The organism is Bacillus sp. CCB-MMP212, assembly GCF_022748145.1.
In the GTDB taxonomy this organism is placed as follows: Bacteria; Bacillota; Bacilli; order Bacillales; family Bacillaceae_G; genus Bacillus_A; species Bacillus_A cereus.
This window is the reverse complement of sequence record NZ_JALDQE010000006.1, coordinates 127,101-146,343: the sequence shown is the minus strand read 5'-3', so window position 1 is coordinate 146,343 and position 19,243 is coordinate 127,101. Positions and strand designations below refer to the sequence as shown.

Sequence of the window (19,243 nt, the reverse complement as noted above, 5' to 3'; positions counted from 1 at the left end):
TACTAAATGATTGACTTACGTTGGAATAAATAATTACGTTTATATTGTGGTTCACTTCTCTTATCTTTAACAGAAAATAAGCAGATCCACCCTTTTTTCGAAAGAGTATAAAGTGAAACTTTAATCAGTGGGGGTCTTACCGCCCGGCAAATAGCGGGATAAACGAAAATTATGTAGCTATTGGACTCTGTACTGAATTAAAAATCGAAATTATCATCATTTAGATCTACTCGATAATTCTGATTCTAATCATTGTAATGTTAAAAAATCACATCAACAACAGAGTAACGCTAAAACCAACTAATAAATACCATTATGATATATATTAACGATAAAGAAAATTACGCACTTTAAAGTTCCATAGGAACAAAAAAGTAACCCATAAACCATAATTTCTAACCCTTTACATTTACTAACGTAGTATCCTTTTCTATCATAGAAAAGGTTGTAAAATCACACATTCTTACATACAGTTATAAGATTATTTTTATTCTAATTAACTAAAAACCATATAACACATTTGTAAAATAAAATTCTAAAAAAACCTTGCAGAAAAATTCTACAAGGTTTTTGCCTATACACACAAATTAATCACTATATTAAAATAAAAGGGTTTATAATTCATCAAAATAATATTAAATATAAGCTGCTTTAAAGGCTTGTTGGACAGCTTGTACTTCTAATGAGTCTTTACCATATAAGTTCGTTGCTACACGAATACAAGCTTCTTTTAATTCTTTAAAGTTAGAAGTCATATTTAATTCATCCGTATTTGCATAATAGAAAATATCAAACATTTTATCTTCTCCAATGCCATGTACGTTTACTCCATTATGGTTTCCACCACTAGCAATCAAGTAAGCTACTTTATTAATAATGCTAGAGTTCGTGTGTACACCACCATGATCGTGGTCAGCATCAATAGGTAAGTTATTATAATGTCTATAGTCCTCCGGATATCTAGAAGAGATAGATGATGGGTTTTTCATATCTCTAAAAATACGACCTGATTGTTCTCCCATTGTCCAATTGAACTTTCCGTTATTGGCATACTTTTCAACTGCTACTCCTAAAATATCAGATAGAGCCTCATTAATTGCACCAGCTTCTCCTGCATACTCAAGTCCAGACTCATTTCTTGTAACCGCGTGTGTAAATTCATGTCCTGCCACATCAAATGCTCTAACAATTGGATCTCCGTATACTAGCATAGCTCCATTACTAAATGCATTGAACCACTGCTTAGGATTTCCTTTATTCGTACCATTTGTGTTCCAACCATGAACGACAGAAATTACTTTTTGCCCATTATTATCAAAGCTGTTACGGCCATATTTTTCTTGATAAAAATCATATACTTTTGTTGCTAAATAATGGGCACTAACTGCTTTAGGATCTGTAAAATTTGTAGAATTACTTGTTACTAAATCATCGAGATACCCCCATACATTTCTTCTATAATTATTATAATCTTTATAATTAGCAGTATATGTTTCAATTCCCTTACCACGAGAATAATCTGCAAGCATGTACGTTCCATCACTTCGCTGTGTAATTCCAAACGTACGATTAATGCCTAAGTCATCTTTTCCTGTACCTGTTAATTTTGAAGGATCTTGTGATTTATTTGCTGTCGCAGATTGGACAATACTACTATCTACTTGTATACCCAATTTTTGAACGAGTTCTTTTAATAGATTACCACCAAAAGCATCAATTAATACTGTACCAGATACATATTCAGGTGTAGATGCACTAAAAGTAATTTGATATGCGTTTGTAGCTTTATTTGTATTTTCATCTACATATACCACTTGTTTAATTTCTGGTTCTTCAATAAATGTGAGATCATTTCCATAGATGTTGAAAAGCTGTTTCTTTGCATCCTCTTCTGATAAAGTAATAGGTTGTTTCAAATCTTCCTGTTGTTGTAGATCTTGGGCACTATCCCCCGAAACGCTCGTAAGTACACCATCATCATTAATATGTGCTGTTAGTTGATATCCGTATACATCACGTCCTTCATACGTTTGTTGAAGACGTACCAATGTAGTACCATCATAAGATTTACGACTTTGCGTAACATTATAATTAACTTTGGATTCCGTATTAACTTGCTTTGCTGATAATGCTTGTTCTGTTTTTCCTTTTAGTGCATCCTTTGCTACATTTTCTGCCGAATTTTGAGAAGGTGCTGTTAAATTACCTGTTCGGAACGTATCTTCCTTTGTTTCCACTTTTAAATCTTCTGTTTCCGCATGCACTCCTCCATAGGGCATAATCGCCGATAACACGACTCCTGTAGTTAAACCTACCTTTACGAAATTATTCATATTCTTACTCCTTTATAATCTTATTATTAAGTTAAACGAATGTTTTTTCGAAATTGGAAACATAGATATTTCAAGCTATCTATGTTTATCTACTATGAATTGTGATTCCTCATAATATAGATAGATTGCGTCGTTACTTTTAGATTCATTTCATTTCTCAAAAATTACTCATTATATAAGCTATCTTTATATTTATTTATATACGTTATTTTTTGTGGTTCTGATAACATATTTATCGCCATCCACACATTCTTTTTCATTTCTAATTTTTGCATTGGTATCTCTTTTAAAACTGGATTACCTATAATTTCTTCCATTTCTTCATCAATTCTTTGCATAAGATTTTCTTCTGGATTATTTTTCAAATAAGTATTTTTCAATCCCCATTTTGTCATTATAAATTCATTCGTTTTATTCATAGGATTAATAATAGTAGCTCTACTAGTTAATCGTTTTTTTATTTCATCATGATAGATTTTAATTCTATATCCTTCTTTTAGTGAAATGCTATCGTTTACTATCGTTACATTTGTTCCTTCCATTTCCTTCGTATAAATTTTTTCTCCCTTATCATTAAACACCTCTATTGATGCGTATTTTTCATCTGTATAATAGCTATGAGGAGTTTTAGTAGTAACCGTAAAAACAGCTTGCTTTTGCTCTAAGTCTGTATTTAATTCGGCAAACTGGTCATCTCCTAATCCTAGGAATTGAATTGTTTGATTTACCAACTTACTCACTTTCATTTCGTTAACATCAATCGTTAGACTATTATCTTTTTCTTTTACATAGGCATAATACGAACTAAAATGGTACATACTATCCGTTTTCCCACCTGAAATTTCAACTGTATAAACTCCATTTGGTACGTCTTGTAAATTGATATCTGTTGTTTCAATTGTTTTCTCTTGAACAACTGTATTCCCTTCTTTTAATTTAATTTTTCCTCCTTTCAATGTATCTATTTCATTTGTATTTAAATGGATATGCAAATTCCCTTTTAGCCCAAGTGAAGCAATTTGCTGATTTGTAACTATTTCAAAGTTGGAGTTTATCGTAATATCAGAATCAACTAGAGCTCTCGCTTTAGCTAATTGTGATTCAGGCACTATATAGGCTAAAGACGTAACAGCCGGATAACCTTTCGCCCTATTTATCTCTACTTGTTTATTATTAAGCTTAAAGCCCCATCTTTCAAACACGGGTGTAAAATCAACTTGTCCATTCTCACTATAATACTGATTCATTAAATCCGGTAAAGAATGATCATCCTTTTTGAAAGCAGCATTGCTAGCTAGTTTTCGATAACCTTGATACATTTTTGCAAAAGCTTCATCACCAGCTTTTTGTTTCGCCATCGTTAAAAGAATAAGTTTTTGTCGTAAATCTAAATCATCATAATTTTTATTTTCTTTCATTAAAGCATTATATAAATTCCGTTCTACTTGTTCCTTTTTCCCGAAATTAAACAACCAACCAACTTGATCTGCTTTTTTTCCATATTTACTATATTGATATTGAACACCGAATAGATTATTAGAAACTTCTCCTGTAAATATTCCTTGATTATCAAAACCAGCTTGGTATCCGTGAGCGATTTCATGTAAAGTTCCCCAACTCAGTTTATCTAACCACATTTTTGTACTATCTGAACTATTCGCTGTCCAATTTGTGCCATAATAGGCACCGCCAGCACCAGATATATCTGCTTTTAAAAAATAACGATTTTGACTTTTTTTATTTTCAACCGCTGAACCATCTAAACCAATAATTGAATCATACATCGCAAAAATATCTTCATAATACGCAATTAACTCATCCAATGATTGAAAATCTTTTAAAGACCTTACTATTTCTTTATCTTTTTTAGGTATAAATAATTGAAAACTCTCCCCTTGAAGTAACGCATACTCTCCATCAAATTGATCCCATGTACTAAAAAATTGAGATACACTTCCTTGTTGTTTATAAATGGGAAGAGGTTTAGTAGCACTTTCATTCCCTACTTGGTACTCAAGTACAGCATGCTCTTCACCATACGGAGTATCTATGAAAGGAACTAAAGGCGTATCACCTTGAATGGTAATCCATTCATTTCCTACTTGTATGGATTTTTCATTTTTAGAGTCATTAGACAATAAACGTAATGTTAATTTGTCTTTAAAATTAGGATTCGTTTGTCTTACCTTTAATGGTGTATTTCTCTGCAAAATAAATCCTAAATCTTGTCGATCGTGATATTTACCCTTACTTATGCCCGCCTGAAATATCCAAGTAGGCTCTTCTAAACTTGTAATTTCTTTTACATTTGTTCGTTCATCAGCATGTAAATGTATATTTCCTATGTGGAAAAACATTGTATACATGATGCCTATAACAAGTAATCTTTTCATTTGCATATCTCCTTTTCTATTTTTTATATACAAAATACAATAAAACCCTCCTTCTTCACTTATAACTGTCGTCAGTAAGTTACTTATCAGTGTAATTATTATAGTTACATTAACTCGTGATTATCAATCATTAAATGTATGTAATTTTGCATATACGAATACTTAATGACAATTCCCAAAGTATCCTATAATTATCAATATTTTTTCAGACATTATTCAAAAAAAAACACGAAGACTCTTAAGTCTTCATGTTTTTTTATACATGTTATTAAACTTGTGATTGAATTAATTACTTAAATCTTTTTAATCGCGAAAAATCAATTATTTTTAGGCTGATAGCCATACGTAAACTTTTATGATTTACTCATCCTTTTTGTTCTGTAATATTAAATTTTGAAACCAGTTCCGTTAATTCTTCCACCTTTTCTTTCATTTTGTTGGATTGGATTGATATTTGTTCAATTGATACGGCCTGTGATTGAATTGAATTTACTGTTTGAAGCGTCTCCTTTTTCACATCCGTTGCAGTTTCAGAAACTAGCGAAAGAGAAGCATTTACTTCTTCTGTACCAGCAGACATCTCTTCTGTCGCTGCGGATACTTCTTGAATTTGACTTGTAATCTTATCAATATCTCTCATAATAGACAAGAAGGTTTGATTCGCTTTGTAAGCAGCTTCTTTTCCTTCTACTGCCTTTTGTTGTCCTTTTTGCATGACATTAACTGTATCTTGGGTATCTTTTTGAATGGATTTTATTAAATGATTAACTTCTTTTGCAGATTCTTTAGATTGCTCAGCCAAGTCTCGAACTTCTGCGGCAACCACTGCAAATCCTTTCCCATTCTCTCCAGCACGTGCCGCTTCAATAGCGGCATTTAAGGCAAGAAGATTCGTTTGTTCGGCAATATTAGTAATTGCAGCGAGAGCTGTATCAATCTGTTGTGTACGTGTAACAAGTTTATTTATTACTTTTGATGTTTCCTCGACAACATCATGCACACTATTCATTTGAAGAATAGAGTGATTTATCACTTCACTACCGATATTTATTCGTTCTGTAGTCGTTACTGCTACCTCAGCGACTACTGCTGAAGATTCAGCTACAGTTTGCACCCCTGTTGTAATTTCTTCCATTGAGGATGAGCTCTCCTGAATACTAGTTACCTGTCCTTCTATTTTTGTTTTTACTTCTAAAACAGTCTGTACAACCTCATTTGAAATACTAGACGCTCGATTTGTATCTTGTAATACGCCCTCCGTAGTAGAAATAACCTCTTGTGTTGTCATCTTAACATTCGCAATTAATTGTTGAAGGTTATCTAACATACTATTAAAAGACTGAACAATATGCCCTAATTCATTATTTGCTTTATAAGGAGTACGTGTTGTTAAATCTCCAGCTGCTACTTTTTCCATATCATTTTGTAGTAACACAAGTGGTTTTCGGATAGTTAATTTAATAATATATCCAATTAATATAATTATCAAAATTGCTAAAAGCGAAATACTAATAAACATTATCATTGTATTTTGAGCACTATTATTATTTTCCTTCTGTAAAAGCTCTGCATTATTACTATTATATAAAATCAATTCACGAATTGATTTTATTGATTTTTGCATATTAGGTTCAATCTCTTTTAGGTAATATGCATATGCTTCCTCATTATTAGATTTCCCTAATTCTTGCGCTTTCTTCATTTGAGTTCTTAATTCATTAAATGTTTCATAAAACGTGTTATATAATTCTTTTTCTTTAGTAGAAATAACTTTAGCCTCAAACTGCTTTAAAAGATGATCATTTTCCTGACGAATTCCGTCCATTTCTCTTATTAATTCATTCATTCTTTTTTCATCTTTTGATACCATAATTTCCATAAAGTTCATATTAACATGATAAAAATTAGATTCTACAATACCAATCCACTCAATTGGTAGTAAATTATCCTCATACATATTAGAGGAAGTACTTTTCCCTCTTTCTAATCCCCAAAACCCTATTAGGGATAATACTATACATGCAATACTTGATATAGTTATTAATATGTTTAGTTTTGTACCAACCTTACTGTTTCTTAATAATTCCAATTCGCTTTCTCCATTCTAATATATAGTTTAAGTAATGTATTTTATACTAAGAATCCAAAAATTACGATGTTTATTTTGTGATATGCAATTTTGCATATCATCCACTACTGATTCAAAATAACCTAACATTGTAATTTTGGTTTTCCAAAAATTCATGATTATGAACACACCCTATTAATTCTTAAACTTCTCATCCAAAATATCCAAAAATATTGTGGCACCAGGGGAACCCATCATTGATATATAAATTACACTGCTATACAAGACTAGCTTAAAAATATTTTTCTTATTGCTCATTTTTCTATTTCCTCTCTATTAGAAGTACTCCTAGCACATCGCACTAATAAAAACGATAGTATTAAAAAATAAGGAAAGACATAACACCTATGTCTTTCCTCTAAAATTGTAACACTCAATATACTCTTAGCTCTATTTGATTTGCCAGTTAAATCCTCACATTTCTTTCTTTATAATATCTCCTAACTCCGTCCAACTTGTAATCCGCGGGATATTGAGATGTTGATTGTAAGAAGTAGTTTTTGCATACACATTTATCGGTTTTCCTATTAACGTTTCTAAGACTGCCGGCTTATCATCAAAGAAATAGTTTAATTTTATTTCTTGTATGAAGTGTATTTTTTCTTCATCCCTCATTCCATAGAAAAAGCGATCTTCATATACCGGAAAACCTTTTTCTATTAACCATTTTTTTGTTTGCTCTCCATGTTCTTTAGGCCGTGCTGTTATATAGTATATTTCATGTCCCTGTTTTTCTAATTCTTGTAATGTCTCTACTGCATATGGAAACGGTGAACAAGAAGTATAATAAATCTCATCCAGCAAACTATTCCACATATGACTGCCTTCCTCCGAAGTCATGCCAAATGCTTCATGAATTTCAATTGTTTTTAAAGAATGAAATACATCCAATCCTATTTTTTTGTTTAATTTCTTATTATATAAATGAAAAGCATGCTGCCTTAAATCAATTAATGTATCATCGATATCAAATCCAAACTTCACTCTTCATCGCTCCTTTCTGCAATCCATTTATCGGAAAATATAAGTAGCTTTTATTCTCCTTATATTTTCCGATATTCTGGATAGCCAATAAATCTATAATCTTTTCCAACCTGGGTAAATGATATATCCTTAAATTCAATTGCATCTTGCATTTTTGTAATACCAGTCCCCCCTACAAAGCTAGGCGCCAATCTGCCCCCAATAATTTTTGGTGCGACATATAATATAAGTTTATTCATCAATTTATTTTCAATAAACGAAGCATTTACCTCTCCACCACCTTCAATAAGCAGGGAGGAAACTCCTTTTTGCCCTAAAACATCAAGCATTTCATGTAAGTTTATATGCTTTTCTCCGCTAGTAACAAATACTTTAACTCCTGCATTTTCTAATGCTTTCTTTTTTTTCGCTGCATGATTACTTGTTGTAAATATCCAGGTAGGAGCTTCTCCATCTGTAACAACGTTAGCTTCCATCGGTATGCGTAATGTCGAGTCCAATATTATTCGAATTGGATTTCGTCCATTTGGAATACGCGTTGTCAATGATGGATTATCCTTTTGAACAGTATTCGCTCCTACTAAAATAGCCGCATTTTCGTTTCGTATTTGGTGTACTTCTTGTCTTGCTTCTGTAGATGTAATCCACTTACTATCCGATGAAGACGTAGCGATTTTCCCATCTAATGTAACTCCTGATTTAATCGTTACAAATGGACGCTTTGTCAAAATATATTTATTAAAGACTTCATTCATTTTTTTAGATTCTTCTTCACACACTCCTACAAGTACTTCAATACCTGCATCTTGTAGAATTTTAATTCCACGTCCAGAAACAAGCGGGTTTGGATCAAGTGTAGCAACTACTACCTTCTTAATTCCTGCTTGTACAATTGCTTCAGCACAAGGCCCTGTTCTACCATAATGAGAACAAGGTTCAAGAGTTACATAGATTGTAGCACCACGTGCCTGTTCTCCAGCCATACGTATCGCATGTATTTCGGCATGTGGTTCTCCGGCCTTCATATGTGCTCCGACCCCTACAATTCGATTATCATTTACAATTACAGATCCAACCAATGGATTTGGAGTCGTTTGTCCCTTCATAGCCTTGGCATTTTCTAGTGCTAGCTTCATATACAATTCATGCTCAAGCATGTAAGTGTCCCCCTTCAAAATGTCCAGAACGCTGAATCTTCGTTTGCAAATATTTCTCATTAAACTCTGAGATATCACCCCATAACGGTTCACGACTCGTAACATTTAATCCAGCTTTTTGTAACGCTTCTAATTTTTTCGGATTATTTGTAATAAGTTTTACAGGTTTTGAGCGTAGCGCTTTTAATACTTCAATTGTATCATCATAGTTTCGAACATCATCTTCAAAGCCTAGGTTCAGATTAGCTTCTACTGTATCTAACCCATTTTCTTGCAAGAGGTACGTCATTGCTTTACTAAACAAACCAATTCCTCTTCCTTCATGATTCGCTAAGTAAAATAAAGCACCTGAACCATGTTCTGTAATCATTTGTAAAGACTGCTTTAATTGGAATCCACAGTCACAACGTTTACTACCAAAGATATCACCGGTGTGACAAATACTATGCATACGAATTAGGGCATCTTCAGAATTCTCAAAATCACCATATACAAGCACACTAGATTGCTGCATATCAGCTAAATTAATAGATGAGAGTTTTTCGATAATTCCTTCTACACTATTTGTAACCTCACTACATTGTAACCAAGAATACCATTGGAAAATTTTAGTCTCCCCATATAAATTAATTGGCAATTTGATAGGTCCTACTAAATAAATATCCTTTCCATCTTGATGTATAAATTGAATTTTATCTTCTAACATATGAATTGTATCTGTTGTAACCATTAGGTACCTCCTAGTATTGAGAATCTCTAAAAATTCTCTTCCATTGTTATATTTTTTATTGTTTAACTTACACAACGTAAGTGTTTTTACAGATGCTATTCTTTTTTCTCTCAGCTTATATGCAATATGTATCATTACAACTTTGGCCATTTAAAGAAAAGAGTTTTAGTTACATAAAACAACTTAGTTACTTTATGTAAGTGAGTATACATTCGTAATTAATTTACGTCAAGTAATTAATTATAAAAACATTTGTTACTAATAGTAAGATGTTATATAATTTGTTTTAGGAGGTGAAGGAAAATGAATGATTCTACATTATGCCCTCGCTTTGAAAAAGGAATGAAATTTTTTAGCCAACGATGGACAGCACTAATTATTTACCAACTTTTTTCTGGATCTCAGCGCTTTTGTACGCTTGAATCTTCTCTTCCTGTTAGCGGAAGATTACTTTCAGAAAGATTGAAAGAATTAGAACTAGAAGGAATTGTTGAACGTAAAGTCTTTCCTGAGACACCAGTTCGTATAGAATATTCTTTAACTCAAAAAGGATTTGCTTTAGAAGCTATTATTCGCGGAATAGAAGAATGGTCACAGGAATGGATAGAACTTGAGGAATAACATAAAAGCTTTTTCGTATATAGTTTTAAGTAATCAAATTACAGATACCTATTATTAAAACGCTATTTTTTCAAGCATTTATGAAAACTTAGCGTTTTTTAATAAATAAAATGTAAGAAATAAAACAAGGTGATCAAAACGATCACCTTGTTCCTTTAAAAATTAAAATAGTGTTTCTAACGCCTTTTATTCATACATACTCGCTTAATAAAAAGAACGAATAAACTTTTTGTAACTAAACAGTTTTATTTTCACAATACAGTTAGCTTCCCCCGCTATTTACGGACAGTAAGACCGCTACTAATTAAAGTTTCACTTTATTACATTTGAATATTACTTATGAAATTTCACACGCTCTTCAAGTGGTTGGAATTCTTTTTCTCCTGGTGCAGCCGTTGGATTACCAAATGGCATTTGTGCAATTAGTTTCCAATTAGCAGGGACATTCCATTCTTGTTTTACCTCATCGTCAATTAATGGATTATAATGTTGTAAAGATGCCCCTAATCCCTCTGCTTCTAAACCTGTCCACACGACTAATTGGTGCATACCTGATGCTTGGTGTGACCAAATTGGGAAGTTTTCAGCATATGCAGCAAATTTTTCTTGAAGCGATTTAACGATAGCCTCATCTTCAAAGAATAGTACTGTTCCATAACCAGCTTTAAAAGAATCCATTTTTTGTTGCGTTCCTGAGAAATCTCCATCTCCAACTACTTTTCTTAATGTTTCAGTTGTAATATCCCATAATTTATCATGAGCTTCACCAAATAATACAACTAATCGCGCAGTTTGAGAATTGAAAGCTGATGGAGTATATTTCACAGCAAACTCCACAATTTCTTTAATTTTTTCATCCGATACTTGTACCTCTTTGTTAATTCCATAGTAAGTACGTCTTTCTTTCAGTGCAGTATAGAAATCTTTTGTCATAATTCATTTCCTCCTAAGTTTTAATATTCTTCAAAATGATACATTGCGAAGATAATATGAGTTGAAATGAGTTCATTTTTGAACCATTGAACACCATAACACCAATTGCTAGTCATTCTGAATCTAAACCACTGCTTCTTGCTTCAGTTTCCCTAAAAAAACACTTATAGCATCATTGATACAATCTAGTGATCATTCGGTATTATTTTACCCATTCTCTATTCATGTATCCTGCTTGTTTCATATTTACACAAATATGAAAATAACCTTAAATTGCTGGTCAAAAAAGCCAGGTAGTATGAATAACACATTACCTGGCTTTTTACATTTTTAATTTAAATTCAACTAAACATTACCAATGAATAGTAGTAAAAACTATACCCGTCACTTATTTAATAATTAACATCTCATAAGGATGTTGTTCCATAAATCTATTCTCCCAAGGAATCTCTAATGATGTCCAATTTGAACCACCGTCTACTGACTGATACACTCCTTTATTGCTAAACAGATAAAACGTTCCATCACTTGTTGCCTTTAATACTGGTATGATTGCCCCTTTAGGAGTTGGTAAACCTGCATTCATTTCTGCCCAAGGCTGATCTTTTTCTTTCTTATAAATAAATGATTCACAATTTCCATTATTGTAATCATGCGCTACGTGTGGATTTGAAGATGTCGCGATGATAATATTTTCTGGATCATTTGGGTTAACTGCCATTTGATATGCGTAATGATGCTTTAGCCCACTACACATATAGTTCCAAGTCTTACCTCCATCATTACTCTCCGCATACTCTTGACCTGGTTCTTTCAAGAATGAATCACCTAACACCCCGTATAAACGATTTGGGGCATTGCGATGTGATTTAAGAATGTGAATATCTTGAGGATAGTTCCCCTCTTTTTCCTCAGTCCATGTCTTACCTCCATCTACACTTTTAATTAATCCGCCTACCTCAATAGTCGTATAAATAGTTTCTGGATTATTAGCATCAATTTCAATATGTTTTACATGGTGTGTATATGTTCTTTGAGGAAAGAACCATGATGAATATGATGGCATTTGTCGATAATCTGTTAGCAGCTCAAAACTGTCTCCTCCATTTTTGGATACGAACATTGCACTCGGTTCAGTTCCTACATATACAATCCCGTTACCGTCATCCCCCTTCGCTGGAGATACAGAAACTGCTGTAATAGCTCTCATATGAATAGTATTAGCTGGGAACACTTCACCAAATGAAGGTAACGCACCAATTGCTTCCCACGAACTTCCTCCATCTTTACTTCTCCATAATCCCCTATCAAAAGTACCACAATACATTCTTTCTGGATCGTATGGATCTGAAGCTAACGCAACTGGATTCGCACCTACAAACTGCGATTGGACGCTCCATGTTGAGTCTTTTTTTTCTGCAATTACAAGTTCTCTATCAAACGCTAATATGAATTTTTCCATAACTAAAATCTCCTCGTTTCATAATATATCTTGTATTATTTGAATCTTTACCATTACAAGTTAAGAGGTGACATTTATGTGCTATAGCATATAAAAGGTAAATTTTCTAAGCAATATGTGATTAAAAACTTACATTATATAATTTGTTAACTTCACATCCGTATGATGAACAAGATGTCCTGTTAACTCATATAAGTCCATATGCCACCTCTAAATAAATCGCATTTTACATGCTATAGCATATATAATATAGAATCCATTATTTTATGTCAAACTTTAATACTGTTAATCAGTTCTTTAGCTCGTCTAAAGTAATTTAAAAGTCATAATATAAACAGAAACATTTTATTGAATAGACAATAAAAAAAGAGTGCAATTTTTGCACTCTTTTTACTCATTTCTATTAGAAATCAAAGTTATCAGGATCTGGACCAACGCGGTGATTTTGATTTAATGCATCGATTTTTTCCATATCTTCTTTCGTTAATTCAAAGTTAAATACATCTGCATTTGCAATAATGCGGTGCTCTTTCGTTGATTTTGGAATTGTGATCACTTCATTTTGAAGGTCCCAACGTAAAATCACTTGTGCTGTTGTTTTACCATGTTTCTCAGCAATTGCCTGTAAGGTTTCATTATCTAATAATTGACCTTGCATAAGTGGTGACCATGCTTCCATTTGAATACCTTGTTCTTTACAGAAAGCTTGTAATTCTTTTTGTGTTAAACGAGGATGGTATTCTACTTGATTGATCATCGGCTTAATTTCTGCATCTTTTATTACATCTTGCAGATGGTGAATTTGGAAATTACTTACGCCAATTGCACGTACACGCTTTTCTTTATAAAGTGTTTCTAACGCTCTCCATGTATCTTTATATTTCCCTTCTACAGGCCAGTGAACAAGATATAAATCTAAATAATCTAGCTTTAATTTTTTTAAGCTCTCTTCGTATGCAGCAATCGTTTCTTCATATCCTTGATCTGCGTTCCATACTTTTGAAGTAATAAATAATTCTTCTCTTGAAATACCAGTTGTTTCAATACCGGCACGAATCCCCTCACCTACAGCTGCTTCATTTCCATAAATTGCAGCTGTATCGATGCTGCGGTATCCTGCTTTAATTGCTGATTTAATCGCTTCTACAAGTTCTGGTCCTTCTTCTACTTTAAATACACCTAAACCAAACCAAGGCATTTCCACACCATTACTTAATACTGTTTTACTTTGTAAATTTTTCATTTTATTTTCTCTCCTTTTATTTTACTTGATCTCTTTTTTCTAATGTCATGCTCCATGCTGTTAAAATAACAGCACCTACTACCATAATGCCGCCTACCCAAGCTGTATGAATTAACCCTAACGAGTTCGTTACAATACCACCTAAATAAGCACCAAGGGCAATCCCAGCATTAAACGCCGCAATATTAATTGCCGATGCAACATCGACAGCACTCGGTACAAATCGTTCAGCTAACATTACGACATATACTTGTAACCCTGGAACATTCATAAATGCGAATAGCCCCATTAAAATAATAGTGATTAACCCAGCTACCTTAAATGGTGCCGTAAATGTTAAAACAAATAATATAATCGCTTGAATAAAGAACATGTAGAATAGCGCTCGAATTGGATTATGATTCGATAATTTTCCGCCAATCACATTCCCTATCGCAATGGCGATTCCATACACTAATAAAATGATAGTAACCGTATTAGCTTTAAATCCTGTTACTTCTTGTAATAACGGAGATAAATACGTAAATGTTACGAATGTTCCCCCATATCCTAATGCAGTAATGATGAAAACTAGTAACAGTCTTCCGTTCGTAATCAATTTAAACTGATCGCGGAATGATACAGACGTACCTTTTTTCATATTAGATGGAATGAGAATACTATTTGCGATTAAGGCAATAATTCCAATTACTACAATTGCTAAAAATGATGTTCTCCAGCCAAATTGTTGACCAATAAATGTTCCAATTGGTGCCCCTGTAATAGTCGCAACTGTTACGCCGGTAAACATAATTGCAATCGCGCTAGCACGTTTATTTTCTGGTACAAGTGCCGCAGCAATTGTTGAACCAATTGACATAAACACACCATGCGAAAGTGCAGAAACAATTCGCGCAATAAGTAATACAGTGAAGCTTGTTGCTACCGCTGCGATTCCGTTACCAATAATGAAAATAATCATAATCCACATTAATAACGTTTTTCGTGACATATTAGCTGTTAATGACGTTAATACTGGAGCCCCAAACGCTACGCCTAACGCATATAAAGAAACTGTTAAACCAGCCGTTGTAACCGACACATGTAAATCTTCCGAAATAGATGGTAATAAACCAACACTAACAAATTCAGTTGTCCCAATCCCGAACGCACTAATTGCTAACGCTAACAACGCAAATATACTTCTTCGATTCATCTGAACTTCTGAAGACGATGCTGTATATGAATTCAATTAAGTTCCCCCTCTTCCCTATAATTCCTATCATAATAGTGCGATAAAAAGGCCCTTTTATCTTCTAAAAAACATATTTAATCTCTACAAACGCTATTATGAATGGTTGCATTCTCTTTTTAGTACCGTAAAGCTTGTCTCTTTCCTACATGTACTATTATGAAATATATTTAACATAATGAATAGTACGCACTTTAAAGTGCTGTAGGTACTAAAAAGTAACATAGTTAATTACTAGTACCATAAAGCTTGTTCCCTCTCACATGTGCTATTATGAATGATATTTAACATAATAAAAAGTACGTACTTTAAAGTACTATAGGTACTAAAAAGTAACATTTATATAACCTAACTTATTTTGCTCAAAAATTGAAATCTACATTCCATGAAAAAGACTTTCAAATGAAGAAATACACTTTTCCCGTAGAGGCAACTTTAGAGGACATTACTTAAACATATAAAGGATCATGTTCATTACCACAGACAAATAATAAAAAGGCAAAAACGAACAGAAATGTGTTCATTTTTGCCTTTTTTATTTAACGATTAAAATGTACGACTTCTGGAAAGGAAATCTGCATTAGCTCCTGTTACACCACTTTGTCCCCAGTTCCCTGGAATCATTTCGCGAATAAGAATTAGTACTTTATCCAAAGGTGCATGAGTATATTTAGATGTTACTTGTGTAAGTTCGTTTACCCACTTATCCTTTGTCTCTTGATCAAATGTATTCCATATATCAATCTTAATAATAGCCATTCCATTAACGTTACGACCTGGTGTATCGTAAGACTCTTTTGTCTCCCAATTGGACACCCTACTTTTCTCAGCAAAGGTAGCATCACTTGCTACAGCCCCAGCTTTCCCCCAGTTTTCTTTCTCAAGTTCCTTTATCAACACTTGAATTTTGTCAGGGACAATTTTTAATAGTTTTATTGTAAGTTCCGTTACACTATAAATAAATTCCTTCTTTTCTTCTGCTGACATGGTTGGCCAAGTATTTAGCTCGATTAATGGCATAGTATTGCCCCCTAAAATTAATTATCTATTGACTAGTTACAACTATTGGTTCAAATGATTTTTAACTGCTCTTACTACCAATTCGTGATCTTCTTCTGGTGGTAATCCTGAAACTGTTATCATTCCAATAACCCCTACGTTTTTTATCCTGATAGGAAAGCATCCACCAAACGCAGCATATTCCGAAGTATCTAAAAGATATTTTTCATTATATGAAATTCCAGTTATTTCACTTTGTATCTGCATATAATACGAGCTACGATCATGCAGGGAAACGACTCGTTTTTTACGCTCAATCCATTTCGTATTTTCCGCATTTGTCCCTGTCATCTTGAAATGAAATAATTGCACACCATTTTTCGTTATATCAACAGCAATCAATTTCCCCTCTCGCTTTGCTGTTTCAACGATAAATAAACCTAGTTGCAAGGCATCTTCATTTGTAAAAGAGGAAAATTGAAGCGTTTCCTCCTCTTTTAAAATTTGTTTACTTATTTCATTCAAATTTGAAGTACTCATATCTTTAACCTCCATAATTGTTTTATGCCACACCGACATTTTTTCGAAATTATTAGGCCATATAGTACAACCTTTCAATCAATCTGATTCCAAATAAACTGCTGTAACATCGTTGGTAACTAGTAGTACCGTAAAGCTTGTTTTCTTCTTACTGGTGCTATTATGAATGATATTCAAAGTTATAAAAAGTACGCACTTTAAAGTGCTATAGGTACTTTAAAGTACTATTCTACTTATCCCTATCTTACAGAGACTATTATGAAATATATTTAACATCTTAAAAATGTATGTACTAAAGAATAATATTTTTAATCACTAACTTTTTTGATCAATCGTTATAATCCAATTTCATCAAAATTTTTATCAATTATTACACTATCCAACAATAGGAGGAAACAAAGATGGATGAAAATATATCCAAAAGCTGAAAAGCAGTTGAGTCCCTTGAGGGAATAGTTATAATTCACTACTTATAGAAATAGACATACAAAAACGCCATCCTTTCCTATAATTTTAAAGAAAGAATAGCGTATTCTTTTCAAAAATGAGTTCTTTTATTGAGAAACTTTGATTCTATATCATACATAAAAGGGCAACCAGTGCTAAAACAGCTGGAAGTCCTTGTTTCACAATAATTGATTTATTAGATGTGAAACCTCCGAAAATAGCTGCTACCACCACACAAATCACGAAAAATAATTGGACCATATAACCAATTGGATTGAGTCCAAGTACAAGTCCCCAAATGAGACCAGCCGCTAAAAATCCATTATATAAACCTTGGTTTGCAAACATAATGGCTACGTTTCGATCTCCTTCTAAATGCTTCGGTAATTTGAAAGCACGTTTCGCTACTTTTGAATCAATAAAAAACATTTCAAGGATCATGATAAACAAATGTTCTAATGCTACGATCCCGACTAAAATAGCTGCGATTATTTCCACACTATTCTGCCCCCCTACACTCTCTATTCTTTAATATTCTCTACATTTTTTTGCATCTGTAATAGAACATGAATAAGTATTTTGCGTTCTTCTCCACTGATATTTACGAACATTTCCTTCATAAAATGTTCCTTTTCTTTCTTGTCAAAATATTAATTGATATATCAATTATTGATACATCAATCAATATACATCTCTCTTTTTATTTTTGCAAGTTTTTTTGCTCAATTGGTTTTATTTTGTTCTAGCAACTTTAAACCAATTCAAAACATCAGTTCGCATTTCTAGAAATCATAATTACTTTAAGTTCATTCTGACAATCATATTTAACTAAATATATAAAAGAATTGAGCTATATCTCCATCAATTTATAAAAATTAATTTTTTCTAAAAACAGATACTTTACGTTTTTTATAGTAATAAAAATCATTTTTTTGTTTCAGAGGCAATCCATTTTATTAGCCTGATGGGCATAAGATAGCACCCATATGGAGAACCAATTATCTTTCAAGAAAACGGCTTGAAATCTGGATTTGGTACAGGAGTTGCCTACTTCCGTAATCCAGATGGTACTAATTTAGAGCTAATTGCTCCAAAAGGGCCATTTAGACGTGACTAATTAAAATATATTAATACTGAAAAACCACCTTTATGAGAGGTGGTTTTTGTTGCTAATGGTCAAGATTAATATTGAGGTCTGATTGACACCTATTCCGTTTCCATATCTTTCATCATACCATCGAAAGAATAGTCTTATAGCTATTTCAAATATTTCGGCTGTACTATATTGCTAGCAAGCTAAAATTTCATAGTACTCCCCAAAAAAATCTGCTGAATCATAACCAAAAGTTCATTTTATCATTTCAAGGTAATTCGAAATTCTTAAGTTGTTGGGCACGGGGTACAGCTGAAAAACAGTGTATATTCATTAACTTCAAACTAATTTTGATGTAACAAAATTGTATTTATACCTTTTTAACAAATTCAGATTTTAATTTCATAGCTCCAAAACCATCAATTTTACAATCAATATCATGATCTCCATCAACTAATCGGATACTCTTTACTTTTGTACCAATTTTTACAACTGATGAAGTTCCTTTTACTTTAAGATCTTTAATTACTGTTACAGAATCACCATCGTTTAAAATATTTCCATTTGCATCTTTAATTACCTTTGTATCTTCACTATTTTCAGCTTCTAATTCTAAAGTCCACTCATGAGCACATTCTGGACAAACAAAAAGATTCCCATCTTCGTAAGTGTATTCTGAATTACATTTTGGACAATTTGGTAAATTAGACATATTTTTATTTCCTCCACTCGTTTTCGTGTATTCTATTAAATAAATATTATTTTTAATTTCCCTTTTCCGTTTAAATATACGGAAAATATTCTCTTCTTACTGTTTGATACTTATTTGTTGAATGTATAAAAAAAAACTACTTGTTCACACCTTGTAAAAAATCTTCTCCACATTCTCCAAAGCAAACTTTCTTCTTCTCTATTTTTTAATAAAATGATGAAAAAGTAGATTAAATCA

The 19,243-nt window shown here is 32.6% G+C and carries 15 protein-coding genes and 1 pseudogene; 2 read left to right on the top strand and 14 right to left on the bottom strand.

The window, feature by feature from the left end; translation table 11 throughout:
* Window positions 1-635: 635 nt before the first annotated feature.
* The 6 genes from MRP26_RS18210 to MRP26_RS18185 form a co-directional block, all read right to left on the bottom strand.
* Entirely contained in the window at window positions 636-2,333 is a 1,698-nt protein-coding gene (locus MRP26_RS18210; RefSeq protein ID WP_001058944.1) for a M4 family metallopeptidase, read from the bottom strand.
* A 164-nt stretch (window positions 2,334-2,497) separates the two neighbouring features.
* The gene (locus MRP26_RS18205; RefSeq protein WP_014482088.1) at window positions 2,498-4,726 is read right to left on the bottom strand and encodes a putative mucin/carbohydrate-binding domain-containing protein; all 2,229 of its coding nucleotides are present in this window, start codon (window positions 4,724-4,726) and stop codon (window positions 2,498-2,500) included.
* Between the two features lie 364 nt (window positions 4,727-5,090).
* Window positions 5,091-6,815, bottom strand: a complete 1,725-nt coding sequence (locus tag MRP26_RS18200) for a methyl-accepting chemotaxis protein (RefSeq protein ID WP_000422012.1) — start codon at window positions 6,813-6,815, stop codon at window positions 5,091-5,093.
* Between the two features lie 453 nt (window positions 6,816-7,268).
* Window positions 7,269-7,838: a 5' nucleotidase, NT5C type gene (locus MRP26_RS18195; protein WP_197241917.1), complete on the bottom strand. Its 570-nt coding sequence runs from the start codon at window positions 7,836-7,838 to the stop codon at window positions 7,269-7,271.
* 59 nt (window positions 7,839-7,897) lie between these two features.
* Window positions 7,898-8,995 (bottom strand): bifunctional diaminohydroxyphosphoribosylaminopyrimidine deaminase/5-amino-6-(5-phosphoribosylamino)uracil reductase RibD, encoded by a 1,098-nt coding sequence (gene ribD / locus MRP26_RS18190; protein WP_098679733.1) that lies wholly within the window; start codon window positions 8,993-8,995, stop codon window positions 7,898-7,900.
* Window positions 8,988-9,725 (bottom strand): GTP cyclohydrolase II, encoded by a 738-nt coding sequence (locus tag MRP26_RS18185; RefSeq protein ID WP_000258857.1) that lies wholly within the window; start codon window positions 9,723-9,725, stop codon window positions 8,988-8,990. The genes ribD and MRP26_RS18185 overlap by 8 nt, the downstream gene beginning before the upstream one ends.
* 303 nt (window positions 9,726-10,028) lie before the next feature.
* On the opposite strand from MRP26_RS18185, the gene MRP26_RS18180 reads away from it, so the two are divergent.
* A complete protein-coding gene (locus MRP26_RS18180; protein ID WP_001000104.1) occupies window positions 10,029-10,346 on the top strand; it encodes a winged helix-turn-helix transcriptional regulator in 318 nt (105 codons plus the stop codon).
* 333 nt (window positions 10,347-10,679) lie between these two features.
* Here MRP26_RS18180 and MRP26_RS18175 read toward each other — a convergent pair whose 3' ends face one another.
* The 7 genes from MRP26_RS18175 to MRP26_RS18145 form a co-directional block, all read right to left on the bottom strand.
* Window positions 10,680-11,279 (bottom strand): nitroreductase family protein, encoded by a 600-nt coding sequence (locus MRP26_RS18175; RefSeq protein ID WP_000158938.1) that lies wholly within the window; start codon window positions 11,277-11,279, stop codon window positions 10,680-10,682.
* Window positions 11,280-11,667: 388 nt separating this feature from the next.
* Window positions 11,668-12,741 carry a WD40/YVTN/BNR-like repeat-containing protein gene (locus tag MRP26_RS18170; protein ID WP_000410436.1) on the bottom strand — a complete coding sequence of 358 codons (1,074 nt, stop codon included), beginning with the start codon at window positions 12,739-12,741 and terminating at the stop codon, window positions 11,668-11,670.
* Between the two features lie 403 nt (window positions 12,742-13,144).
* Window positions 13,145-13,984 carry an aldo/keto reductase gene (locus MRP26_RS18165; RefSeq protein WP_000793565.1) on the bottom strand — a complete coding sequence of 280 codons (840 nt, stop codon included), beginning with the start codon at window positions 13,982-13,984 and terminating at the stop codon, window positions 13,145-13,147.
* A gap of 16 nt (window positions 13,985-14,000) precedes the next feature.
* The gene (locus MRP26_RS18160; protein WP_242806696.1) at window positions 14,001-15,179 is read right to left on the bottom strand and encodes an MFS transporter; all 1,179 of its coding nucleotides are present in this window, start codon (window positions 15,177-15,179) and stop codon (window positions 14,001-14,003) included.
* 582 nt (window positions 15,180-15,761) lie between these two features.
* Window positions 15,762-16,235 carry a tautomerase family protein gene (locus MRP26_RS18155; RefSeq protein ID WP_242806512.1) on the bottom strand — a complete coding sequence of 158 codons (474 nt, stop codon included), beginning with the start codon at window positions 16,233-16,235 and terminating at the stop codon, window positions 15,762-15,764.
* A gap of 42 nt (window positions 16,236-16,277) precedes the next feature.
* On the bottom strand, window positions 16,278-16,793 hold the full coding sequence (locus tag MRP26_RS18150; protein WP_105559683.1) for a heme-degrading domain-containing protein: 516 nt from the start codon (window positions 16,791-16,793) through the stop codon (window positions 16,278-16,280).
* 534 nt (window positions 16,794-17,327) lie between these two features.
* Window positions 17,328-17,699: a DUF1304 domain-containing protein gene (locus tag MRP26_RS18145; RefSeq protein WP_000402473.1), complete on the bottom strand. Its 372-nt coding sequence runs from the start codon at window positions 17,697-17,699 to the stop codon at window positions 17,328-17,330.
* 484 nt (window positions 17,700-18,183) lie between these two features.
* Here MRP26_RS18145 and MRP26_RS18140 point away from each other — a divergent pair.
* Window positions 18,184-18,318 (top strand): annotated as a pseudogene (locus MRP26_RS18140) (VOC family protein); the annotation flags it as partial.
* Window positions 18,319-18,664: 346 nt separating this feature from the next.
* Here the strand turns inward: MRP26_RS18140 and MRP26_RS18135 are convergent.
* Window positions 18,665-19,006 carry a zinc ribbon domain-containing protein YjdM gene (locus MRP26_RS18135; RefSeq protein WP_000067658.1) on the bottom strand — a complete coding sequence of 114 codons (342 nt, stop codon included), beginning with the start codon at window positions 19,004-19,006 and terminating at the stop codon, window positions 18,665-18,667.
* Between the last annotated feature and the right edge of the window lie 237 nt (window positions 19,007-19,243).